This is a genomic window from Lishizhenia sp., from assembly GCF_057456495.1.
This window is the reverse complement of sequence record NZ_JBVCPV010000031.1, coordinates 1-20138: the sequence shown is the minus strand read 5'-3', so window position 1 is coordinate 20138 and position 20138 is coordinate 1. Positions and strand designations below refer to the sequence as shown.

General features: G+C 36.8%; 16 protein-coding genes and 1 pseudogene. 11 read left to right on the top strand and 6 right to left on the bottom strand.

Annotated elements, in window-relative coordinates; genetic code table 11:
* The 4 genes from AC22ZQ_RS03865 to fahA all read left to right on the top strand — a co-directional run.
* Positions 1–593, top strand: a 593-nt coding sequence (locus tag AC22ZQ_RS03865; RefSeq protein ID WP_318957344.1) for a C40 family peptidase, incomplete at its 5' end; no start/stop codon positions are given.
* Between the two features lie 58 nt (positions 594–651).
* Complete coding sequence (locus AC22ZQ_RS03860; RefSeq protein ID WP_318957342.1) at positions 652–1569, top strand: NAD-dependent epimerase/dehydratase family protein; 918 nt, start codon at positions 652–654, stop codon at positions 1567–1569.
* Between the two features lie 3 nt (positions 1570–1572).
* Positions 1573–2844, top strand: a complete 1272-nt coding sequence (gene glyA / locus AC22ZQ_RS03855; protein ID WP_318957340.1) for a serine hydroxymethyltransferase — start codon at positions 1573–1575, stop codon at positions 2842–2844.
* Positions 2845–2853: 9 nt separating this feature from the next.
* Entirely contained in the window at positions 2854–4125 is a 1272-nt protein-coding gene (fahA, locus tag AC22ZQ_RS03850) for a fumarylacetoacetase (RefSeq protein WP_318957338.1), read from the top strand.
* A gap of 78 nt (positions 4126–4203) precedes the next feature.
* Here fahA and AC22ZQ_RS03845 read toward each other — a convergent pair whose 3' ends face one another.
* Positions 4204–4836: a nitroreductase family protein gene (locus tag AC22ZQ_RS03845; RefSeq protein WP_318957336.1), complete on the bottom strand. Its 633-nt coding sequence runs from the start codon at positions 4834–4836 to the stop codon at positions 4204–4206.
* Between the two features lie 72 nt (positions 4837–4908).
* A complete protein-coding gene (locus AC22ZQ_RS03840; RefSeq protein WP_318957334.1) occupies positions 4909–5508 on the bottom strand; it encodes a Crp/Fnr family transcriptional regulator in 600 nt (199 codons plus the stop codon).
* A gap of 250 nt (positions 5509–5758) precedes the next feature.
* Here AC22ZQ_RS03840 and AC22ZQ_RS03835 point away from each other — a divergent pair, with 250 nt between their 5' ends.
* The 3 genes from AC22ZQ_RS03835 to AC22ZQ_RS03825 all read left to right on the top strand — a co-directional run bounded on the left by AC22ZQ_RS03835 (position 5759) and on the right by AC22ZQ_RS03825 (position 9841).
* Positions 5759–7993 (top strand): RelA/SpoT family protein, encoded by a 2235-nt coding sequence (locus tag AC22ZQ_RS03835; protein ID WP_318957331.1) that lies wholly within the window; start codon positions 5759–5761, stop codon positions 7991–7993.
* A 72-nt stretch (positions 7994–8065) separates the two neighbouring features.
* Positions 8066–8722, top strand: a complete 657-nt coding sequence (gene fsa, locus AC22ZQ_RS03830) for a fructose-6-phosphate aldolase (RefSeq protein ID WP_318957329.1) — start codon at positions 8066–8068, stop codon at positions 8720–8722.
* Between the two features lie 42 nt (positions 8723–8764).
* Positions 8765–9841: a hypothetical protein gene (locus AC22ZQ_RS03825; protein WP_318957327.1), complete on the top strand. Its 1077-nt coding sequence runs from the start codon at positions 8765–8767 to the stop codon at positions 9839–9841.
* A 45-nt stretch (positions 9842–9886) separates the two neighbouring features.
* On the opposite strand, the gene AC22ZQ_RS03820 is transcribed toward AC22ZQ_RS03825, so the two are convergent.
* From AC22ZQ_RS03820 to gyrA, 4 genes and pseudogenes are all read right to left on the bottom strand, one after another.
* Positions 9887–10165 carry a DUF3817 domain-containing protein gene (locus tag AC22ZQ_RS03820; protein WP_318957326.1) on the bottom strand — a complete coding sequence of 93 codons (279 nt, stop codon included), beginning with the start codon at positions 10163–10165 and terminating at the stop codon, positions 9887–9889.
* Position 10166: 1 nt separating this feature from the next.
* On the bottom strand, positions 10167–10931 hold the full coding sequence (locus AC22ZQ_RS03815) for an MBL fold metallo-hydrolase (RefSeq protein ID WP_318957324.1): 765 nt from the start codon (positions 10929–10931) through the stop codon (positions 10167–10169).
* A gap of 116 nt (positions 10932–11047) precedes the next feature.
* Complete coding sequence (locus tag AC22ZQ_RS03810) at positions 11048–12172, bottom strand: tetratricopeptide repeat protein (RefSeq protein WP_318957322.1); 1125 nt, start codon at positions 12170–12172, stop codon at positions 11048–11050.
* 13 nt (positions 12173–12185) lie between these two features.
* Positions 12186–14722 (bottom strand): annotated as a pseudogene (gene gyrA, locus AC22ZQ_RS03805) (DNA gyrase subunit A).
* A 231-nt stretch (positions 14723–14953) separates the two neighbouring features.
* Here gyrA and AC22ZQ_RS03800 point away from each other — a divergent pair.
* The 4 genes from AC22ZQ_RS03800 to AC22ZQ_RS03785 all read left to right on the top strand — a co-directional run.
* Entirely contained in the window at positions 14954–17482 is a 2529-nt protein-coding gene (locus AC22ZQ_RS03800) for an ATP-dependent Clp protease ATP-binding subunit (RefSeq protein ID WP_318957321.1), read from the top strand.
* Positions 17483–17534: 52 nt separating this feature from the next.
* The gene (locus AC22ZQ_RS03795) at positions 17535–18401 is read left to right on the top strand and encodes a hypothetical protein (RefSeq protein ID WP_318957320.1); all 867 of its coding nucleotides are present in this window, start codon (positions 17535–17537) and stop codon (positions 18399–18401) included.
* A gap of 35 nt (positions 18402–18436) precedes the next feature.
* Positions 18437–19858, top strand: a complete 1422-nt coding sequence (locus AC22ZQ_RS03790) for a CCA tRNA nucleotidyltransferase (protein WP_318957319.1) — start codon at positions 18437–18439, stop codon at positions 19856–19858.
* Between the two features lie 32 nt (positions 19859–19890).
* Positions 19891–20138, top strand: a 248-nt coding sequence (locus AC22ZQ_RS03785) for an IS1096 element passenger TnpR family protein (protein WP_486756235.1), incomplete at its 3' end; no start/stop codon positions are given.

The window sequence follows — 20138 nt, the reverse complement described above, 5'->3', positions numbered from 1 at the left end:
TAGATTTCAAACAAATCTTTACCATTAGTGATCTCGCCAAACAAAAAATTTTACAAGAAGGGAAAAGACAAAAAAGTGCACTTCTTACGTACAATACACCCATTGGTCCTATTCAAACTTTAAAAGGTTCCATGCTCAATGAAAGTCTTCAAAACTTTGAGGTAGATCAATACAGTTTTGAGAAAATCACCCAAAACAACGGTCCTTCTACCCATCAAAGTATTGGTGATGTTGCTATGGAGTTCTTAAATGCTCCTTATTTATGGGGTGGCAGAACGCAATTTGGAATTGATTGTTCCGGATTCACCCAAGCGGTTCTAAGAGAGTTTGGAATAGAATTACTCAGAGACGCTAGTATGCAAGTAACGCAAGGTACTGCTGTCGAATTTGATGAATTACAAGTGGGAGACCTCGCATTCTTTTCAAACAGCAAGGATAAAGTAACTCATGTAGGAATTGTTCTAGAAGAAAACAAAATTATTCACGCAAGCGGTAGAGTGAAAATTGAAAGTCTCAATGAAGAAGGTATCTACTCCCAAGAATTAAATAAACAGACACATCGCTTAACACACTTGAGAAGATATTTAATTTAAGTACTTTTGCAAAAAGTAAAACTTAGGTTCAAATTTCTTTCTCGGGAAATACAACACTATGAAAATATTAATAACAGGAGGCGCAGGATTTATTGGTAGTAATCTTTGTAAAAGATTAGTAAACGATGGTCATGACGTTACTGTACTCGATAATTTACTGAGAGGAAATAAAATAGACCCTGAAATATTCAAAAAGATACACTTTATTAAAGGAGATGTCAGAAACTACTCCATCGTAAATACGGCCTCAAAAGGTGTAGATATCATCTATCATTTTGCAGCTGTGCTAGGTGTAGACGTAGTGGCAGACAATCCTGTAGAGACAATGGATGTTGAAGTAATAGGTACACGAAACGTTGTTGCTGCAGCCCAGGAGAACAATATCAAGAAAATATTGTATGCTTCTACTTCAGGAATATACGGACATTCAGCCATTGAAAATGCATTGTCTGAAGAGATACTCGTAGACCCTAGAACTTCCTATGCCATGGCTAAAAGGTACAATGAAATTTACCTGGCCTCTCATCATGACGAAAAGGGCTTAGAAGCTGTTTCGTTAAGATTTTTCAATGTTTATGGGGATAACCAAGACAACAGAATGGTGATCCCTCGTTTCTTTGAACAAGCTCAAAAAGGTGAACAAATTACCGTTTACGGAAATGGTGAGCAAACCAGAGACTTCACTTATATAGATGATACCATAGAAGCTTGTGTTCGCCTAATGGATACGAAAGGTTATCATATTGTGAATATTGCCAATGAGGAAGAATGGAACATTAAAACGCTGGCAGAAAATATTTTAGAGATTACAGGGTCAAATTCTAAGATTGCCTATATAGATGCTCCTAGAAAACGTTACGACTATGAAGTTGAACGTAGAGTAGGAAGCTCTAAAAAATTAAAAGAACTCGTGAATTACAAACCCACTACTCCACTTTTAGATGGGTTAAAAATGATATATAAAAAAAACAATTAAGAAATGGTGAAGGACACTGAAATATTTGGACTCATTGAAGACGAAAGAGCTCGTCAGACAAATGGTATAGAACTTATCGCTTCTGAAAACTATGTAAGTGATGAAGTACTTAAAGCAATGGGATCTATCCTTACAAACAAGTATGCAGAAGGATTACCTGAAAAGCGTTACTACGGAGGATGTGAGGTTGTTGATAAAGTTGAACAACTTGCCATTGATAGATTGTGTAAATTATTTGGTGCTACATGGGCCAACGTACAGCCACACTCTGGTGCACAAGCCAATGCCGCTGTAATGTTAGCATGTTTGCAACCTGGAGATAAAATATTAGGATTTGACCTCTCACACGGTGGTCACCTTACACACGGTTCTCCAGTAAACTTCTCAGGTAAATTTTATGAACCTCACTTCTATGGTGTAAAAGAAGAAACTGGAACCATTGATTACGAAACTTTAGAAGAAAAAGCTCGCGCTGAAAAGCCAAAACTAATCATCTGTGGAGCTTCTGCATACTCAAGAGATTGGGATTATGCAAGAATTAGAAAGGTTGCCGATGAAGTTGGAGCTTTGGTGTTAGCAGATATTTCTCACCCAGCTGGATTAATCGCAGCAGGATTATTAACAGACCCATTAGAGCACTGCCATATCGTTACCTCAACTACGCACAAAACTTTACGTGGACCAAGAGGTGGTATCATTATGATGCGTAAGAACTTTGATAACCCATTTGGAATTAAATGGAAAAATGGAAACCCACGTTCTATGGCAAGCTTGTTAGATGCAGCTGTTTTCCCTGGAACACAAGGTGGTCCATTAGAGCATGTTATCGCTGCAAAAGCAGTTGCTTTCGGTGAAGCATTATCAGACGATTACAAAGCATACGCTCAACAAGTAATTAAGAACGCCTCTGTTATGGCTGACGAACTTGTTAAAAGAGGATATAAAATCATTTCAGGTGGTACAGACAACCACTCTATGTTAATTGATTTAAGAGCGAAAAACATTACAGGAAAAGATGCTGAAATCGCTTTAGGTAAAGCTGAGATTACTGTAAATAAAAATATGGTTCCTTTTGATACAGAATCACCATTCGTTACCTCTGGTATCCGCGTGGGAACTTCTGCTATTACAACAAGAGGAATGAAAGAAGATAGTATAGCTACAATAGTTGAATACTTAGATGAAGCTATTTGCAATGCTACTGATGATGAAAAATTAGCACTAATTAAAACAAAGGTACATTCATTAATGAGTGGATTACCATTATTTCAATAGTATATACATATGATACAAGCAAACAATCCTTCGTTAAAATCATGGGTAGAAGTTCCTGCAGGATCTGACTTCCCTATCCAAAACATTCCTTTTGGAGTTTTTAAAACAGGAAACTTAACGCCACGTGTAGGTACGCGTATCGGTGATTTTGTTTTGGATTTAAAAACACTTTATGTTTTAGGTTATTTGGATAATTTGCCATTCGACTTAGAAGATTTTGATACAGACAGCTTAAACCCAATGATGAAAAAAGGGAAAGCTGCAACAAGAGATTTAAGAAATAGAATTTCTAAATTATTAGCTACAGATCACAACGATCTTTCAGGAAACGAGCACCATGTTGGTCAAGTTTTAATTGAAGCAGATGCAGTAGAAATGTTAATGCCTGTGCAAGTAGGTGATTATACTGACTTCTACTCTTCTAGAGATCACGCAACGAATGTAGGTACAATGTTTAGAGACCCTAACAATGCATTATTGCCAAACTGGTTGTGGATTCCTGTTGGATACCACGGTCGTTCTAGCTCTATCATTGTTTCAGGAGAAAGCATACACCGTCCAAAAGGACAAATTAGACCAGATAAAGATGCAGATCCTATCTACGCTCCATGTAGATTGTTAGATTTCGAATTAGAAATGGCATTTGTAACTTTCGACGGGAAACCATTAGGAGACTCTATTTCAACTGCAGAAGCTGAAGATTACATCTTTGGTATGTGTCTATTCAATGACTGGTCTGCACGTGATATCCAAACTTGGGAGTACGTTCCATTAGGACCATTCTTGGCGAAGAACTTTGCTTCTTCAATTTCACCTTGGATTGTTACTATGGATGCATTGGAGCCTTTCAAATTAGATGGTCCAAAGCAAGATCCAAAAGTACTTTCTTACTTGGAATATGAAGGACAACACCATTACGACATCAACTTAGAGGTAGCTATTACTCCTGAGAACGGTGAAGAAACTGTGATATGTAATTCTAACTACAAGCACATGTACTGGAACATGGCGCAGCAGTTAGCGCACCATACAGTAAATGGATGTAACATTAACTGTGGAGATATGATGGCTTCAGGAACGATTTCTGGACCAGAAGAAAACTCTTACGGTTCTATGTTAGAATTATCTTGGAGAGGAACAAAACCAATTCCAATGAAAGATGGTTCTGAGCGTAAATTCATCCAAGACAACGATACAGTTACCATGAGAGGTACTTGTATGAATGGAGATGTTAAAATCGGATTTGGAGAAGTTGCTACTAAAGTACTTCCTGCAAAATAATCCATTAATAGAATAAAAAAATCCCCGATGTGTTTGCATCGGGGATTTTTTGTTGAACAATTATTTATTCAACGCGGTTTAGTCAACTTTAATCAATAAGTCTTCTTTGCTCTTTCTTACTTTAGGAAGGTTTACCAACCAATCGTTTTCTTCATCTCTGTATCCTAAGGGTAACATTACACAACTCTTTAATCCTTTGGCTTCTAATCCTAAAATTTCATCTACAGCTGCTGTATCAAACCCTTCCATTGGTGTTGCATCTACTCCTTCAAAGGCCGCTGCTGCAATAGCTTGAGAAAACGCGATGTATGCTTGTCTTGCAGCGTGCTCAAAATTCTCCTGTGCAGGACGAGGAACATATGAAGACAATAACTGTTGTCTGTAATTTTCCCATCCTTCATTTTTAAATCCTCTTACTTCATTGGTTAAATCAAACATGTAATTGATTCGATCTGCTGTATATGTATCCCATGCAGCAAACACCAATAAATGAGAACAATCAGAAACAACAGATTGGTTCCAAGCTACCGCTTTGATTTTATCCTTGACCTCTTGGTTGGTTACAACAACAACTTCAAAAGGCTGCAATCCACTAGAAGTTGGTGCCAATGAAATAGCTTCGATAATATTATCTACTTTTTCTTGTGAAATTTGATTTCCATTCATTGCCTTTGCGGCATATCTCCAATTTAATTTTTCAATTAATTCCATGTCTCTTTGATTATTTGACACAAAGATCGTGGCAAGGAAGAATTAAAAAATTGACCTATGATAAGAAATGGTCTAAGGCTTGTCTTTACGTGACATTTCTCTTCGAATTCTACTCAAACTCTCTGAGGTTATTCCTAAATAAGATGCGATATGGTAATTCTTTACTTCTCTCTCAATATCCGGGTAAGAAGCTAGAAAGTTTATATATCTCTCCCTAGCGGTTTTAGATAGGTTTTGCATTATCCTCCTTTGAAAAGAAGCAAAAGCTCTTTGTAATTTCATCCTATGAAATCGTTCCACTGGTCGAATCTTATCACAGGTTTCTTCCAAATCATGCATGCTTAATGAAAAAAGTGTAGTGTCTTTTAATGCCTCAATATTCATCATGGCAGGTTCTTTTTTCAGCAATGCATTATAATCGGATGTCCACCAATCATCTACAGCAAATTGAAAGGTATGTTCCTTTCCCTGATCATCAATAAAATAAGTTCGCATACACCCTTCATAGAGGTAGTAAGTGTGCTCTACTCTACTACCAGCTCGTAATAAATGATCTCCCTTTTTTAATTCTATACGTTCGAATTTAGAGGCCAAGTATTTAAGCTCGTCCTCTGAAACATTTAATACGCCAAAAACCTGTTGTACTTCACCAAGTGATATTCCCTTATTCATCCCTTCAAAAATAAACGAAAGCAAGAAGCTTTGCATCTTCCAGATAACATTTCTCTATTTCAAGACACTGACCTATTCTAATCCAAAGATATTCAATGAAATATACAACAACTTCTTTCCCAGCTATTGACCAGCCATCACTTCCTGACAAGTATGTTGGAAAAAAAATCATGGAAAGCCTTTATTTTAATGGGTTTTAGATTCCACATGTTTAACATTCTTACTATTTTAGGTATATAATTTGACAAGTATGGCTGAGGACGCTGGGAATATAGATTTAGAAAAGGAAAGAAAAGATATACTCAATGCATTTAGGGGCTTATTGCGCACCTTTAAGCAAGGAACTAAGGAAGAAAACAAGATGATACGCAAAGCTTTTGATGTTGCTGTAGAAGCACACAAAGACATGCGTAGAAAATCGGGTGAACCTTATATTTTTCACCCCATTGCCGTAGCAAGAATTTGTTCGGAAGAAATGGGACTCGGGGCTACTGCCATTGCGTGTGCCTTGTTACATGATACAGTAGAAGATACCCACATTAGTCTAGAGGATATTGAAGAATTGTTTGGAGGAACGGCTCGAAAAATCATTGATGGTTTAACAAAAATTCCTGAAGTATTTGACGAAAACGTTTCTATACAAGCCGAGAACTTCAGAAAAATGGTGTTGACCATTTCTGATGACCTTAGGGTTGTTCTTATCAAATTGGCAGACAGACTCCACAACATGCGTACTTTAGAAAGTATGCGTCCGGATAAGCAGTTGAAAATTGCATCTGAAACCAATTTCTTATACTCCCCTCTAGCCCACAGGTTAGGATTGTACTCTATCAAAAGTGAATTGGAGGATTTAGGTTTGAAATACATGAATCCCCCCATTTACAATGAAATCCAATCTAAACTAAAATCGAGTAAGGAAGCCCGAAATCGATTTATCCGCCGATTCATGCAACCGATTAAAGAAAGTTTAACCAAAGAAGGTTATGACTTTGAAATCAAAGCGCGTACAAAGTCTATTTCTTCCATTTGGAGGAAAATGCAGAATAAGGGTATTCCCTTCGAGGAGGTATACGATCTTTTTGCCGTTAGAATCATCCTAAACACTCCAGAAGAGTTAGAAAAACCGGATGCTTGGAGAGTTTATTCTATCGTTACAGATTATTATCAACCCAATCCAGATCGTTTAAGAGACTGGATTTCTACACCTCGTGCCAATGGATATGAATCCTTGCACACTACGGTGATGTCGCCCCAAGGGAGGTGGATAGAAGTTCAGATACGTTCTAAACGTATGGATGAAATTGCTGAAAAAGGTTTAGCGGCACACTACAATTATAAAGAGTCAAAAAACGGAGACACGAAATTTGACAGATGGATAGCTGAAATTAGAGACTTGATTGAAAATCCATCAACGAATGCCATGGACTTCATCAACGACTTTAAGCTCAATCTTTTCAGTGAAGAAATTTATGTGTTTACTCCAAAAGGGGAATTACGCGTATTACCCAATGGTGCAACGATATTAGATTTTGCTTTTGACATTCACACCCAGGTTGGTTTAACTTGTATAGGTGCTAAAGTGAATAATAAACTTGTTCCTTTAAGTCATCAATTGAAAAGTGGTAATCAGATAGAAATTATTACTTCTACCAAGCAAAAGCCTAATGATGAATGGTTAAAATATGTAGTCACAGCCCGAGCTAAGCAAAAGATTAAAAATGCTTTAAACGACGAGCGTAAAGAAATTGCTGCCAATGGTAAAGAGATTCTAGAACGTAAACTGAAGAATTACAACATTAAATTTACGAGTGAAAATGTAACCACTTTAGAGCGTTTCTTTAAAGTACCAGGTGCCACTGAACTTTACATTAAAATTGCTAAAGGTAAAATAGACCTTCCTAAAGTGAAGGAAATACCGCAAGAGGGCGGAATATTTAAATCAGACAAAAAACGACCTAAAAAAGGAATAAAATCTGAGGCTCCTAAACCCAAACCAGCATTAAACCCGAAAGAGACCATTGTTATCGGAAATAATAATGTAGACCTCGATTACAAATATGCCAAATGTTGTAACCCTCTACCGGGAGATTCAATTTTTGCCTTTAATTCGATAAGTGAAGGTTTAAAAATTCACCGTACCAATTGTCCCAATGCAGAAAACATGATGAGTAAAATGGCTTATCGCTGTATCCCTGCCACATGGGAATTGGATGATGTAAAAGAGCATATAGGTAAACTAAGACTAATTGGTATTGACGATTTAGGATTGGTGAATAAAATTACCGACATCATTTCTCATCAGCACAGTGTGAACATGAAATCTATCTCCTTCTCTTCTCATGATGGTGTATTTGAAGGATGGGTTGAAGTGTATGTAAACGATTTACAACACTTAGAATCTTTGATTCAAAAATTCGAAATTGTGGAAGGTGTTAAACGTGTAGAGCGCTGGGATGAAGCTGAAATAGAAAGAATTACTGAATAAGAGTAACAATGTTTTAACCTAAAAGAAAATGTATTTTCAATTAAAGGTTTTAACTTTCTAAAAAAGATACATATGAAATTTTTTATAGATACAGCCAATTTAGCAGACATCAAAGAAGCTTATAACCTAGGTATTTTAGATGGTGTTACCACAAATCCATCCTTGATGGCAAAAGAAGGAATTACCGGACAAGAAAACATCCTCAATCATTACAAAGAAATTTGTGATACGGTAGAAGGTGATGTTTCTGCTGAAGTAATTGCTACAGATTTTGAGGGAATGGTGAAGGAAGGTAAAGAATTGGCCTCTTTACATAAAAATATCGTTGTAAAAATCCCTATGACCACAGAAGGGATAAAAGCCATTAAGCATTTTTCAAATAAAGGAATTAGAACCAATTGTACACTTATTTTTTCTGCAGGTCAAGCATTATTGGCAGCAAAAGCAGGTGCTACCTATATCTCTCCATTTTTAGGAAGATTAGATGATATCTCTCACAATGGTCTTGATTTGGTTGAACAAATTCGCGGAATTTACGACAACTATCTATTTGATACAGAAATATTGGCGGCATCCGTTCGCCACCCTATGCATATAATTAAATGTGCAGAGTTAGGCGCTGATGTTGTTACAGCTCCATTAAAATCAATTTTAGCATTGGCTAAGCACCCTCTTACCGATGCTGGTTTAGCACAGTTTTTAGCGGATCACGCCAAAGGAAATCAATAACATTAACAGGCACTCCATTTTCAATAGAGTGCCTTATTTTTTATGCAAACATATCCTCAATTTCATTTAACTTTTCTTTTTGCGATACTGCTTACTACGCATAGTGCGTGGGGACAAGGAAATGTTAACAAAATAGACCTTTTAGACTTTCTGGTTTTAACCCCTGGTGCAACTTCAGTGTATCAAAATCAAAACAACTTCAGTGGAGAATCCTACTTGGACACGCTGGAATTAAGGAGTATACATGTAAGAGAAGCTTGTTACTATTACTACGTACAGAACACCCCTCCCATGTTCTTTGTAAATGAAAATTTCATCAAAGGGGCTTTCCGCATTTCATCAGATAGTGTTTTTTATTTCCCTGTGAACACAGAAGCTGAAATCTTGGGTAGTACTGCTAACGAATACTTTTTATTTCCACGTTTTATCGATACGCACGATGTTTATTCAAGTAAAAACATTTTTCAGCAAAGCGTTAAGTATCAATTCTTCATTCCTGCCGAAGGAGATAGTAGTTTTAACACCAAAATATTGGGCTTAAACATTAAAACAGAGAACTTTTTAGGCATGCAATCTGACACAGTACTACTTTCCAAAGGAAAAGGGATGGTACTTTATACACTGGAAGGAAAGTCACCTAAAACATTACATAAAACATTTCTAAACGAAAAAATCTCTTCTAAAACAGGTGAACTCTACATCAATAGTTTTGGAGATTCTTTGTTCGAAGGAGAACTTCCAAGGAGTTACGCCTACCAAAGTGACTTTTCAACGGCTACTTACAATAGAAAAAGAAGATTAATTAGAGAAGATTTCTTTGGAACCACTGGAGACCAAGGTATAAAATACATTACCTACACGTATGATAAAAAAGGTAAACTAATTGCAGAACGGCTCTACTATACCGGAAATTATGATCCTGACGCGGAACTTACAGGTGTATGGATAAATGAATATTACTACAATGAAAAAGGTCAGTTAATAGAGAGTAGGCACAAACGAGATGAAGTAGATGAAAGTTACTATGCCATAGAAAGCTATATTCCAGAAGGAGGAATAACTGCGGACGATAAGCGTTTTAGTAAAAGACATTCCTTACATCAAATAAAGAACAAATAAAAAGGGAAATGTCAATACACCTCCCTTTTTACTTGCGCTATGCGCTTACATTTTCTTTAAGTACTTAGCATCTAAATAGAAGGTTCCAAAAGGAATAAGAGAAGCTACAAAAACAATTATCCCAAATTGAAACTTCCATTTCTTAGTGTACAAGAAGTAAAGAAGGAAGAAAATATAGGCCATGAATAAAAAACCATGTGCAAAACCTACAATTTTGTTGGGCCAGAAAATATCCATTCCATATTTAATAGCCATGGTAACCAATAATAAGACCCAGCTTATTCCCTCTAAGATGGCTACTTGTCTAAAATTTTTTAAATTCATTCTATATATTTATTTCTAATCCATCATATGCCACAAAAACATTTTCGGGCAATTCTTTTTCAATTTCCTCTTGTGTTCCAAACATATGACTGATATGTGTGAGATATGCTTTTTTGGGCTTTACCTTTTCAATCAATGCAAGAGCTTCATCCTTTGTAAAATGAGAGATATGCTCTTCCCTTCTCAACGCATTTACAATTAAAACCTCACTTCCTTTAAGCTTTTCTATTTCTTCGTCAGCAATAGTTTTTGCATCCGTAACATAGCTGAAGTTTCGAATACGAAAACCGAATACGGGCATTTTGTAGTGCAATACGTGTATGGGAGTTATTTCTTCTCCACAGGGTAAGTTGAACACCTTGTTCTCTATGGTATTTAGATTAACTTTTGGAATTCCGGGATAAGTATTGCCTCCAAAAATATAGTGAAACTCTCTTCGCAATGCTTCTTGAACTTGTGTGCTTGCAAATACCTCCATGTCTCTTCTTTCCTTAAAATTGAAAGCCCTGACATCATCCATTCCGGCAACATGATCTTTATGCTCATGGGTAAAGATTAATCCGCGTAAGGATTGAACCTTTTCTCGTAACATTTGCTGCCTAAAATCAGGTCCAGAATCAATCACGTAATTTTCTCCATTTACTGAAAACATCACAGAGGTACGCAAGCGATCATCCTTAGGATCTTCGCTAGTACAAACGTGACAATCACATGCAATTACAGGTACTCCTTGTGAAGTTCCGCTACCTAATACAACAACTTTCATATTTGAAAAATTTCGTTCATAAATGTAAGGGTCATTTTATTAATACACGAATGAAAATCACAAAAAAAGGGAGATAAACATCTCCCTTTACATTTCAATTTTATGTTAGACACATTTTATAGTGCTTCCATTCTCTTTTTGTAAGACAATGCCTTTTCAGTATCTCCAGCTTGTCTACTTGCTTGCATCAAAATCCTTAAGATCTGCGCGTTTTCACCCGTAGCTTCTAAGTAAATTTCGAAAGGAGTAATGGCTTTCGTATACATTGCTTTGTACGCTTTTTCCGCCTCTTCCATTCTTGGGTCATCGATATCCATGTTACCGTATTCTCTTTGCAACATTTTAGCTTTCTCCAAATACGAGGCTCCTAAAATGTAGTTATAATCTGCATTTTGAGAATCTAAAGCAATAGCTTTTTCCAGTACGTTAATTGCATCATCCATACGGTTAGCATTGTACATGATAGATCCGTAACTGTAGAACAATTCAGCATTATCACTTTTATATTTCAATACTTTATTAAAGTAATCGTTTGCCTTATCGTAATCTTTACCCGCAATTGCAATATCAACCGCTGCTAAAGTTAACCCTACACTCTCTGGTGCAAAAGAAATAGCTTCATCAACCGTTTGGTATGCCGCAATAGTATCTCCTTGTTTAACCAATGTATCTACTGCATTTTGTGCAGCTACAATTGCGAACTCCTTGAATTGTGGATCAACTGAATTTACACCTTCACTAAATTCGTGTCCAGTTTTGAATACCATGTATGCACCTTGGAATTGCTTAGCTTCAAATGCAGCACCACCTAAGCGCATCAATTCAGCCTTTTGCTCCTCAACATAAGCTTCTGCACCTCTAACTGTTTTACCTTTAGACTCCGGTGAAGTAATTGCAAAATTTAAAGCTTTCAAGGCTTTATCAGATACTTCGTCATTGATCATCGCCATCATTGTAGTATCACCAGTCATCCCTGCTACTTGCATGATTTCAGAGTAAATCATTCCGTAGTACCAGTTGGCTTTACCATCTTGTTTTGTGTCAGCGTGAACAATCGCTTCGTCTATATACTTCTTAGCAGCTAAAAGAGAAGTCTTTGCTTCATTTACTTTACCTGTCTGTATAGCACTGTTATAATCTCTATATTCTAAGGCCGCGTTTACTACATTACTATTTTGCGCAATAGCTCCTGTAGTTAACACTAAACTTGTACCTAGAACTAAATTCTTAAAAATGTTCATTTTCCGTTTATTTTTATTCTTCTTCCTGTGAAGTAGCATTTTCCGTACCACCTTCAGTTAATTCCTCATTTTGCTCTTCGTCTTCGTCTCCTTTCGGAACTTTAGCAACGGCTGCAATTTCGCCATTTTTCTTTAAAGTTATCATACGAACACCTTGAGCTGTTCTACCCATTACACGAATTGTACTTAAATCGAAACGAATGGTAATTCCAGACTTTGTAATGATCATTAAATCATCCTCATCTGTAACGTTCTTAATGGCAATTAAAGAACCAGTTTTCTCAGTAACTGACATCGTCTTAACTCCAACTCCACCTCTATTTGTAATTCTGTAGGTTGGTTCTCCTGTTTCAGGATCATTAAGGTACGAACGTTTTCCGTAACCATTTTCAGACACTACTAAAATGGTGTTCGTTGTGTCGTTTTCAACACAAATCATTCCTACAACTTCGTCGTCTTCTGATTTGAACTTAACTCCTTTAACACCGATAGAATTTCTACCTACTGTACGCACAGTAGACTCGTTGAAACGAATTGCGTAACCAGACTTTTTAGCCATGATGATTTCATTCTGACCATTCGTTAATTTCGCTTCTAATAATTCATCTCCTTCGTTGATGTTAATGGCATTAATACCATTTGTTCTTGGACGAGAGTAAGCCTCTAAGCTCGTCTTCTTAATGATACCTTTCTTAGTACACATTACAATAAAGTTAGAGTTTACGTATTCTTCGTCTTTCAAGTCATTTACACAGATGTAAGCTTTAATTCTATCATCTGTTTCAATGTTGATCAAGTTCTGGATAGCTCTACCTTTCGAAGTTTTGTTTCCTTCTGGAATTTCGAATACACGCATCCAGAAACATTTTCCTTTTTCGGTAAAGATTAATAAGTAATTATGGTTGGTTGCAACAAATATCTCTTCCAAGAAGTCTTTATCTCTGGTATTAGAACCTTTAGATCCCATACCACCTCTCTTCTGAACTTTGTACTCCGTTAAATTTGTACGCTTGATGTATCCAGCGTGAGAAATCGTAACTACTACTTCTTCATCTGGAATTAAATCTTCAATTCTCATCTCTGTTGCAGAGTATTCAATTGTAGATCTTCTTTCGTCTCCGTACTTATCTCTAACGTAAATTAACTCTTCTTTAATGATGTCCATTCTTCTAGACTCATTCGCCAAAATGTCTTTTAAGTCTGTAATCAACGCCATTAAATCGTTGTATTCAGCTCTTAATTTATCTTGCTCCAGTCCTGTTAACTGACGCAATCTCATTTCAACAATCGCTCTTGCTTGTAATTCAGAAAGATCAAAACGACCCATCAATTTCTCACGTGCCTCGTCTGGACTCTTAGAACCTCTGATCAATGCAATTACTTCATCAATGTTGTCAGAAGCAATAATTAATCCTTCTAAGATATGTGCTCTATCTTCAGCTTTCTTAAGATCGAACTTTGTTCTTCTTACGATTACTTCATGTCTAAAATCAACGAAATGAGCAATTAATTCTTTAACATTTAACTGCTTCGGTCTTCCGTCAACCAAACAAATGTTATTCACTGAGAATGAACTCTGTAGCGCTGTAAACTTATACAATTTGTTTAACACTACATTTGCCAATGCATCACGTTTAATTTCATAAACGATACGCATTCCGTTTCTATCGGATTCATCTCTAATATCAGAGATACCTTCTATCTTTTTCTCGTTTACTAAATCAGCAGTTTTCTTAATCATGTCTGCCTTATTTACTAAATAAGGAATCTCAGTAACAATGATTTGTTCTCTGTCTGACTTGGTAACTTCGATTTCAGCTTTACCTCTAAGTACAACTCTACCTCTACCTGTAGTTAACGCTTGTTTAACTCCTTCGTATCCGTAAATAATACCTCCAGTTGGGAAATCAGGTGCTTTAACGTATTGGATTAAGTCCTCTACATCTATATCTCTGTTTTCTACGTAAGCAATAGCTCCATCCACAACCTCTGTTAAGTTATGAGGTGCCATGTTCGTAGCCATACCTACGGCAATACCTGAAGCTCCATTCACTAAAGTTGAGGAATCTTTGTTGGTAATACAGTAGGCTCTTTTAAACTCTCATCAAAGTTAGGTGCAAAATCAACTGTGTCTTTTTCAAGATCAGCCAACATATCTTCTGCTACCTTCTGTAACCTTGCCTCAGTATAACGCATGGCTGCCGGACTATCACCATCCACAGAACCAAAGTTACCCTGCCCATCCACTAATGGATAACGCAAAGACCATGGCTGTGCCATACGCACCATTGTATCATATACAGAACTGTCTCCGTGTGGGTGATATTTACCCAATACTTCTCCAACAATTCTTGCTGACTTTTTATATGCTTTGTTCGAGTAAACTCCTAAATCTTGCATACCGTATAAAACACGTCTATGCACAGGCTTAAAACCATCACGCACATCGGGCAATGCTCTAGAAACGATTACCGACATTGAATAATCAATGTATGCGGATTTCATTTCATCCTCAATATTTATCTGAATTATTCTTTCACCATCTGCCATGTTGTCACAATTTATTTAATGTTTGACACCCATTAGGGTTCAACGTTACGAAGTTTCGAAAATAAGTATAAAATCTAGAGTTTTAAAGTAAGAGAAGTCATTTTACTAACAAATTTCTGTGAAAAATTGTGGACAACTTAAACAGTTTTGGTTTGTTTTCGTTTTATATTTGGTAAATGGACTAATTATTGATTTTAGTCTATCGAAATAAACAAACACAGAACTCAATATATGGAAGCAAAATTTTCACCCCGAGTAAAAGATGTGATCAACTTTAGTAGAGAGGAAGCTTTACGCTTAGGTAACGACTACATAGGGGTTGAGCATTTATTACTGGGATTAATTAGAGAAGGCGAAGGTCTTGGAATAAGAGCTTTAAAAGAGTTCAACCTAGACCTCAAACAAATAAGATTAGAAATTGAGTCATACTTAACACGATCTTCAAAAAGTAACATCAACCTGACAAATATACCTTTAGTGAAGCAAGCTGAAAAAGTTTTAAAGGTTACATATTTAGAAGCGAAGTTGTTTAAAAGTCCGGTTATTGGTACAGAGCACTTGCTCTTATCTATACTTAAAGACGAGAATAACGTTGCATGTAGAACATTGAACAAGTATGGCGTTATATACGACAACATAAAAGACGAAATAGAAGCTATGCTAGAAGATGAACAACTCCCTAAAGCTGAATTTCCGGGTACTGCTGATGAAGGTGGAGACACTGGATTTACAGGAGGTGGTGGAGCCCGTAAGCCTGGAGAAGGTAAAAGCAAAACACCAGTACTCGACAATTTTGGTAGAGATTTAACAAAATTGGCTGAAAGCGGTAAGCTAGATCCAATTGTTGGTAGAGAGAAAGAAATAGAACGTGTTTCTCAAATTCTTTCAAGACGTAAGAAAAATAATCCTATTCTTATCGGTGAACCAGGTGTTGGTAAAAGTGCCATCGCAGAAGGTTTAGCTTTAAGAATTGTTCAACGTAAAGTTTCTAGAGTATTATTCTCAAAAAGAATCATCTCGTTAGACCTTGCTAGTTTAGTTGCGGGTACAAAATACAGAGGTCAGTTCGAAGAAAGAATGAAAGCTGTAATGGCTGAAATTGAAAAGAACCCAGACATCATTTTATTCATTGATGAAATCCACACGATAGTTGGAGCTGGAGGAGCGAGCGGATCTTTAGATGCATCTAACATGTTTAAACCAGCGTTAGCGCGTGGTGAAATGCAAGCTATCGGTGCAACTACACTAGATGAATACAGACAACACATTGAAAAAGATGGTGCCTTAGAAAGAAGGTTCCAAAAGGTTATTATTGAACCAACGGATATTGAAGAAACGGTTCAGATTTTAAATAACATCAAAGAAAGGTACGAAGATCACCACTCCGTTACCTACACAGACGAGGCTATTATGGCCTGTGTGAAGTTAACAGATAGATATGTTTCGGATAGACACTTGCCGGATAAGGCCATTGATGCTTTAGACGAAGTTGGATCTCGTGTTCACCTTACCAACATTAACGTTCCTAAAGTAATCGTGGATATAGAAGCGAAAATAGAGGAAGTTAAAGAGAAGAAAAACGAAGTAATTAAATCTCAACAGTACGAAAAAGCTGCTGAATTGAGAGATGATGAGCGTAAACTTCAGGAGCAATTAGAGTTGGAGAAAAACAAATGGGAAGAGGAAACGAAAACACATAGAGTAACAGTAACTGAAGAACATGTTGCAGAAGTAGTTTCTATGATGACGGGGATTCCTGTTCAACGTGTTGCTGAAAAAGAAAGTGGTAAGTTGGCTAAGATGGCGGAGACCATGAAAGGTCAAGTTATCGGACAAGACGAAGCTGTTGACAAGGTAGTAAAAGCTATCCAGAGAAACAGAGCTGGATTGAAGGATCCAAACAAACCGATAGGTTCATTCTTCTTCTTAGGGCCAACAGGTGTAGGTAAAACACAATTGGCAAAAGTATTAGCTAAGAACGTATTCGACACAGAGGATGCTTTAATCCGTGTGGATATGTCTGAATACATGGAGAAATTCTCTATCTCTCGTTTAGTTGGAGCACCTCCGGGATACGTTGGTTACGAAGAAGGTGGACAGTTGACAGAACGCGTAAGACGTAAGCCCTACTCTATCATCCTTTTAGATGAGATTGAAAAGGCACACCCTGACGTATTTAACCTCTTACTGCAAGCCTTAGATGATGGTCACATGACAGATGGTTTAGGAAGAAAAATAGACTTCAAAAACACCATTTTAATTATGACTTCTAACATCGGAGCTCGACAATTACAAGATTTCGGTACAGGTGTAGGATTTGGAACAAAATCTAAAGAGGCTTCGAAAGAAGAAGATCAAAAAATTGTGATTCAAAACGCATTGCGTAAAGCCTTCTCTCCAGAATTCTTAAATAGAATTGATGACATGATTTTGTTCAAGTCTTTAGACAGAGAAAGCATACACAAGATTATCGACTTGGAGTTAGACAAGTTATATGGTAGATTAAACAATTTAGGATACCAAATCGAAATGACGAAAGAAGCCAAAGACTTTATCGTAGACAAAGGATACGACGAGAAATTTGGTGCACGTCCATTAAAGAGAGCTATCCAAAAATACGTAGAAGATCCATTAGCTGAGGAAATTATCAACGCTCACCTACAAGAGGGTGACACAATTAAAGTGAAAGCGAATAAAGATAATTCAGCATTAGAGATTGAAATTGAAAAAGGAACCAAAGAAACCGATTCGGCGAAATAGTTTCTACAACACTATAGGGGGATAACACTATCCCCCTTTTTTATGCTTAAAAATGAAATTCTACATCACCTTTTTGCTTTTTAGCATTAGTTTCATGAGCACTGCAGCAGGTGTAGTCTATGAACACCTCCCCCTTCACCTCATTAACAATCTACAAACTCAAGTAGACAGTATTTACTTAGCTTCTCCAGAAAAGGAAAAGATAATTAAAGACTTGTATGAACAAAAAATCATCAATCATTTCCTTGAAGATGAAGAACGCAAGAACTTTCCGAAGTATTACGATTTATATGCCAAGTACTGGCATTTGGTAGACTTAAATCAGGACGGAAAACCTGAATTACTTTTCCAAGGAAAGTACGAGTTCACTGATGACAGAGCGTATACAGAAATTTATACAAAAGAAGTTGAAAATTATCAATTGAATTACGTTGAAATTGGAGCTTTAATCGGATTTAAAATCAATCCTTTCTCTAATGAAATCGTATTATTCACCCACGAATACCCTTGTTGTGAAAGCTATACACACAACCTAACACAACTTCGGTTTATAGGAGGGGAAATCAAAGCGAAAAAGAAATTTTTCATTGCCCGGGATAAAGGGGATATGAAAGGGAAATTCTTTCCAGACAGCCTTAGTTTTAAGTCCACTTATGAATTCACAACAACTGTAACCACTATTTACTGGTCAGACTCCCCTATTCTAACAGATGCATTTACTGGTGGTTTTCGCAGGTTAGAAAATAACATCATTTGTCGCTTCCCTAAAAACACAAGCTACAAACCATTAGCAGAGACAGAAACCGCCCTTTATGTTTTAATTACAGGGAATCCAAAGGTGGAAACAGGACTCCCCATTAACCCTTCTAACCTAGAAATGCTGCCGATTTATGGATGGATACAAAAGAATACCCCATAAATTGTAGAACTCTCCTTATATTTGCAAGCTCGAAAATGAAAACAAATTACGCAGAATATTTAAAGCACCCCGTTTTTAAGGTTGCCAAAGAAATTGTTACAAAGAACAACCAAGAAGCTTATGTAATTGGAGGATTTGTACGCGATTTAATCCTAGAACGTCCTTCCAAAGATATAGACATCGTTGTTGTGGGGAACGGACTAGATTTGGCCAAAGAAATTGGAGAGAAATTACGTGTTAAAAAAGTGTCTTTTTTCAAGAACTTTGGTACGGCACAATTTCGCTATAAAGATTTAGAAGTTGAATTTGTAGGTGCGCGAAAAGAATCTTACAATAGAGACAGTAGAAAACCTATTGTTGAAGATGGTAGTTTGAGTGACGATCAAAATAGACGTGACTTCACCATTAACGCATTGGCACTTTCTTTACATGAAGACAATTTTGGTGACATTATTGACCCTTTCAACGGATTGGAAGATTTGGAAAAGGGAATTATTCGTACACCTCTAGAACCTGGACAAACCTACAGTGATGACCCCTTGCGTATGATGCGTGCTATTCGTTTTGCAACACAGCTAGATTTCACGATAGAAAAAGAAAGTTTAGAAGCGATTAAAAACAATGCCGAGCGCTTAGACATCATCTCTGGCGAACGCATTATCGATGAATTAAATAAAATCATTTTAGCGCCTATTCCTTCTCGTGGGTTTAAACTGTTAAATGCAACACGTTTATTGGAACGTTTCTTTCCTGAACTTATCAAGTTAAAGGGGGTAGAAACTAGAGATGGAAAATCCCACAAAGACAACTTTTACCATACTTTAGAAGTGCTTGACAATATTAGTGAGAACACTGATAATCTATGGTTAAGATGGTCTGCAATTATGCACGACATTGCCAAAGCTCCAACCAAGCGTTTTGACAAGCGTGTAGGATGGACCTTTCATGGTCATGAAGAAATTGGTGCACGTATGACACCTAAAATCTTCAGAAGATTAAAACTTCCATTAGATGCAAAAATGAAATACGTTCAAAAAATGGTACGTCTTCACCTCCGCCCTATTGCTTTGGTGAAAGGAGACGTAACCGATTCTGCAGTACGTAGATTGTTGAACGATGCCGGAGACGACATGGAGGATTTGATGACACTTTGTAATGCAGACATCACCTCTAAGAATGAATTTAAAGTAAAGAAATACAAACGCAATTTCGAGCTGGTAACAGAAAAGTTAAAAGCTGTTGAAGAAAAAGATAAGGTGAGAAATTTCCAACCTCCAGTAAGCGGAGAGTTGATTATGGAAACCTTTGGAATAGGACCTTGCCAAGAAATTGGTACCATAAAATCAGAAATCAAAGAAGCCATCCTTGACGGAAAAATCCCTAATGAATATGACGCAGCCTACCAAATGATGCTTTCTATCGGAAGTACACTTGGTTTAGCCGTTAAAAACAATTAAATTTAATACGTAGCAATACAAATCACATATTTATGTCTGCACTAAAATTCCGTGTTTTACTTGATTCTGAAACGAAAGAAGAAGTATTTAGAGATATACTCATTCACGACGAGGCAAACTTTGAAACCTTTTACTCAACGATTTTAAAAGCGTTTAATTTCAATGGAGGCCAAATGGCGTCTTTTTACAGCAGTAATGAGGAATGGGATAAGGGGCAAGAAATAGGTTTAATGGATATGAGTTTTGGTGATGAAAATGATGCAGATGCACCATTGGTTAT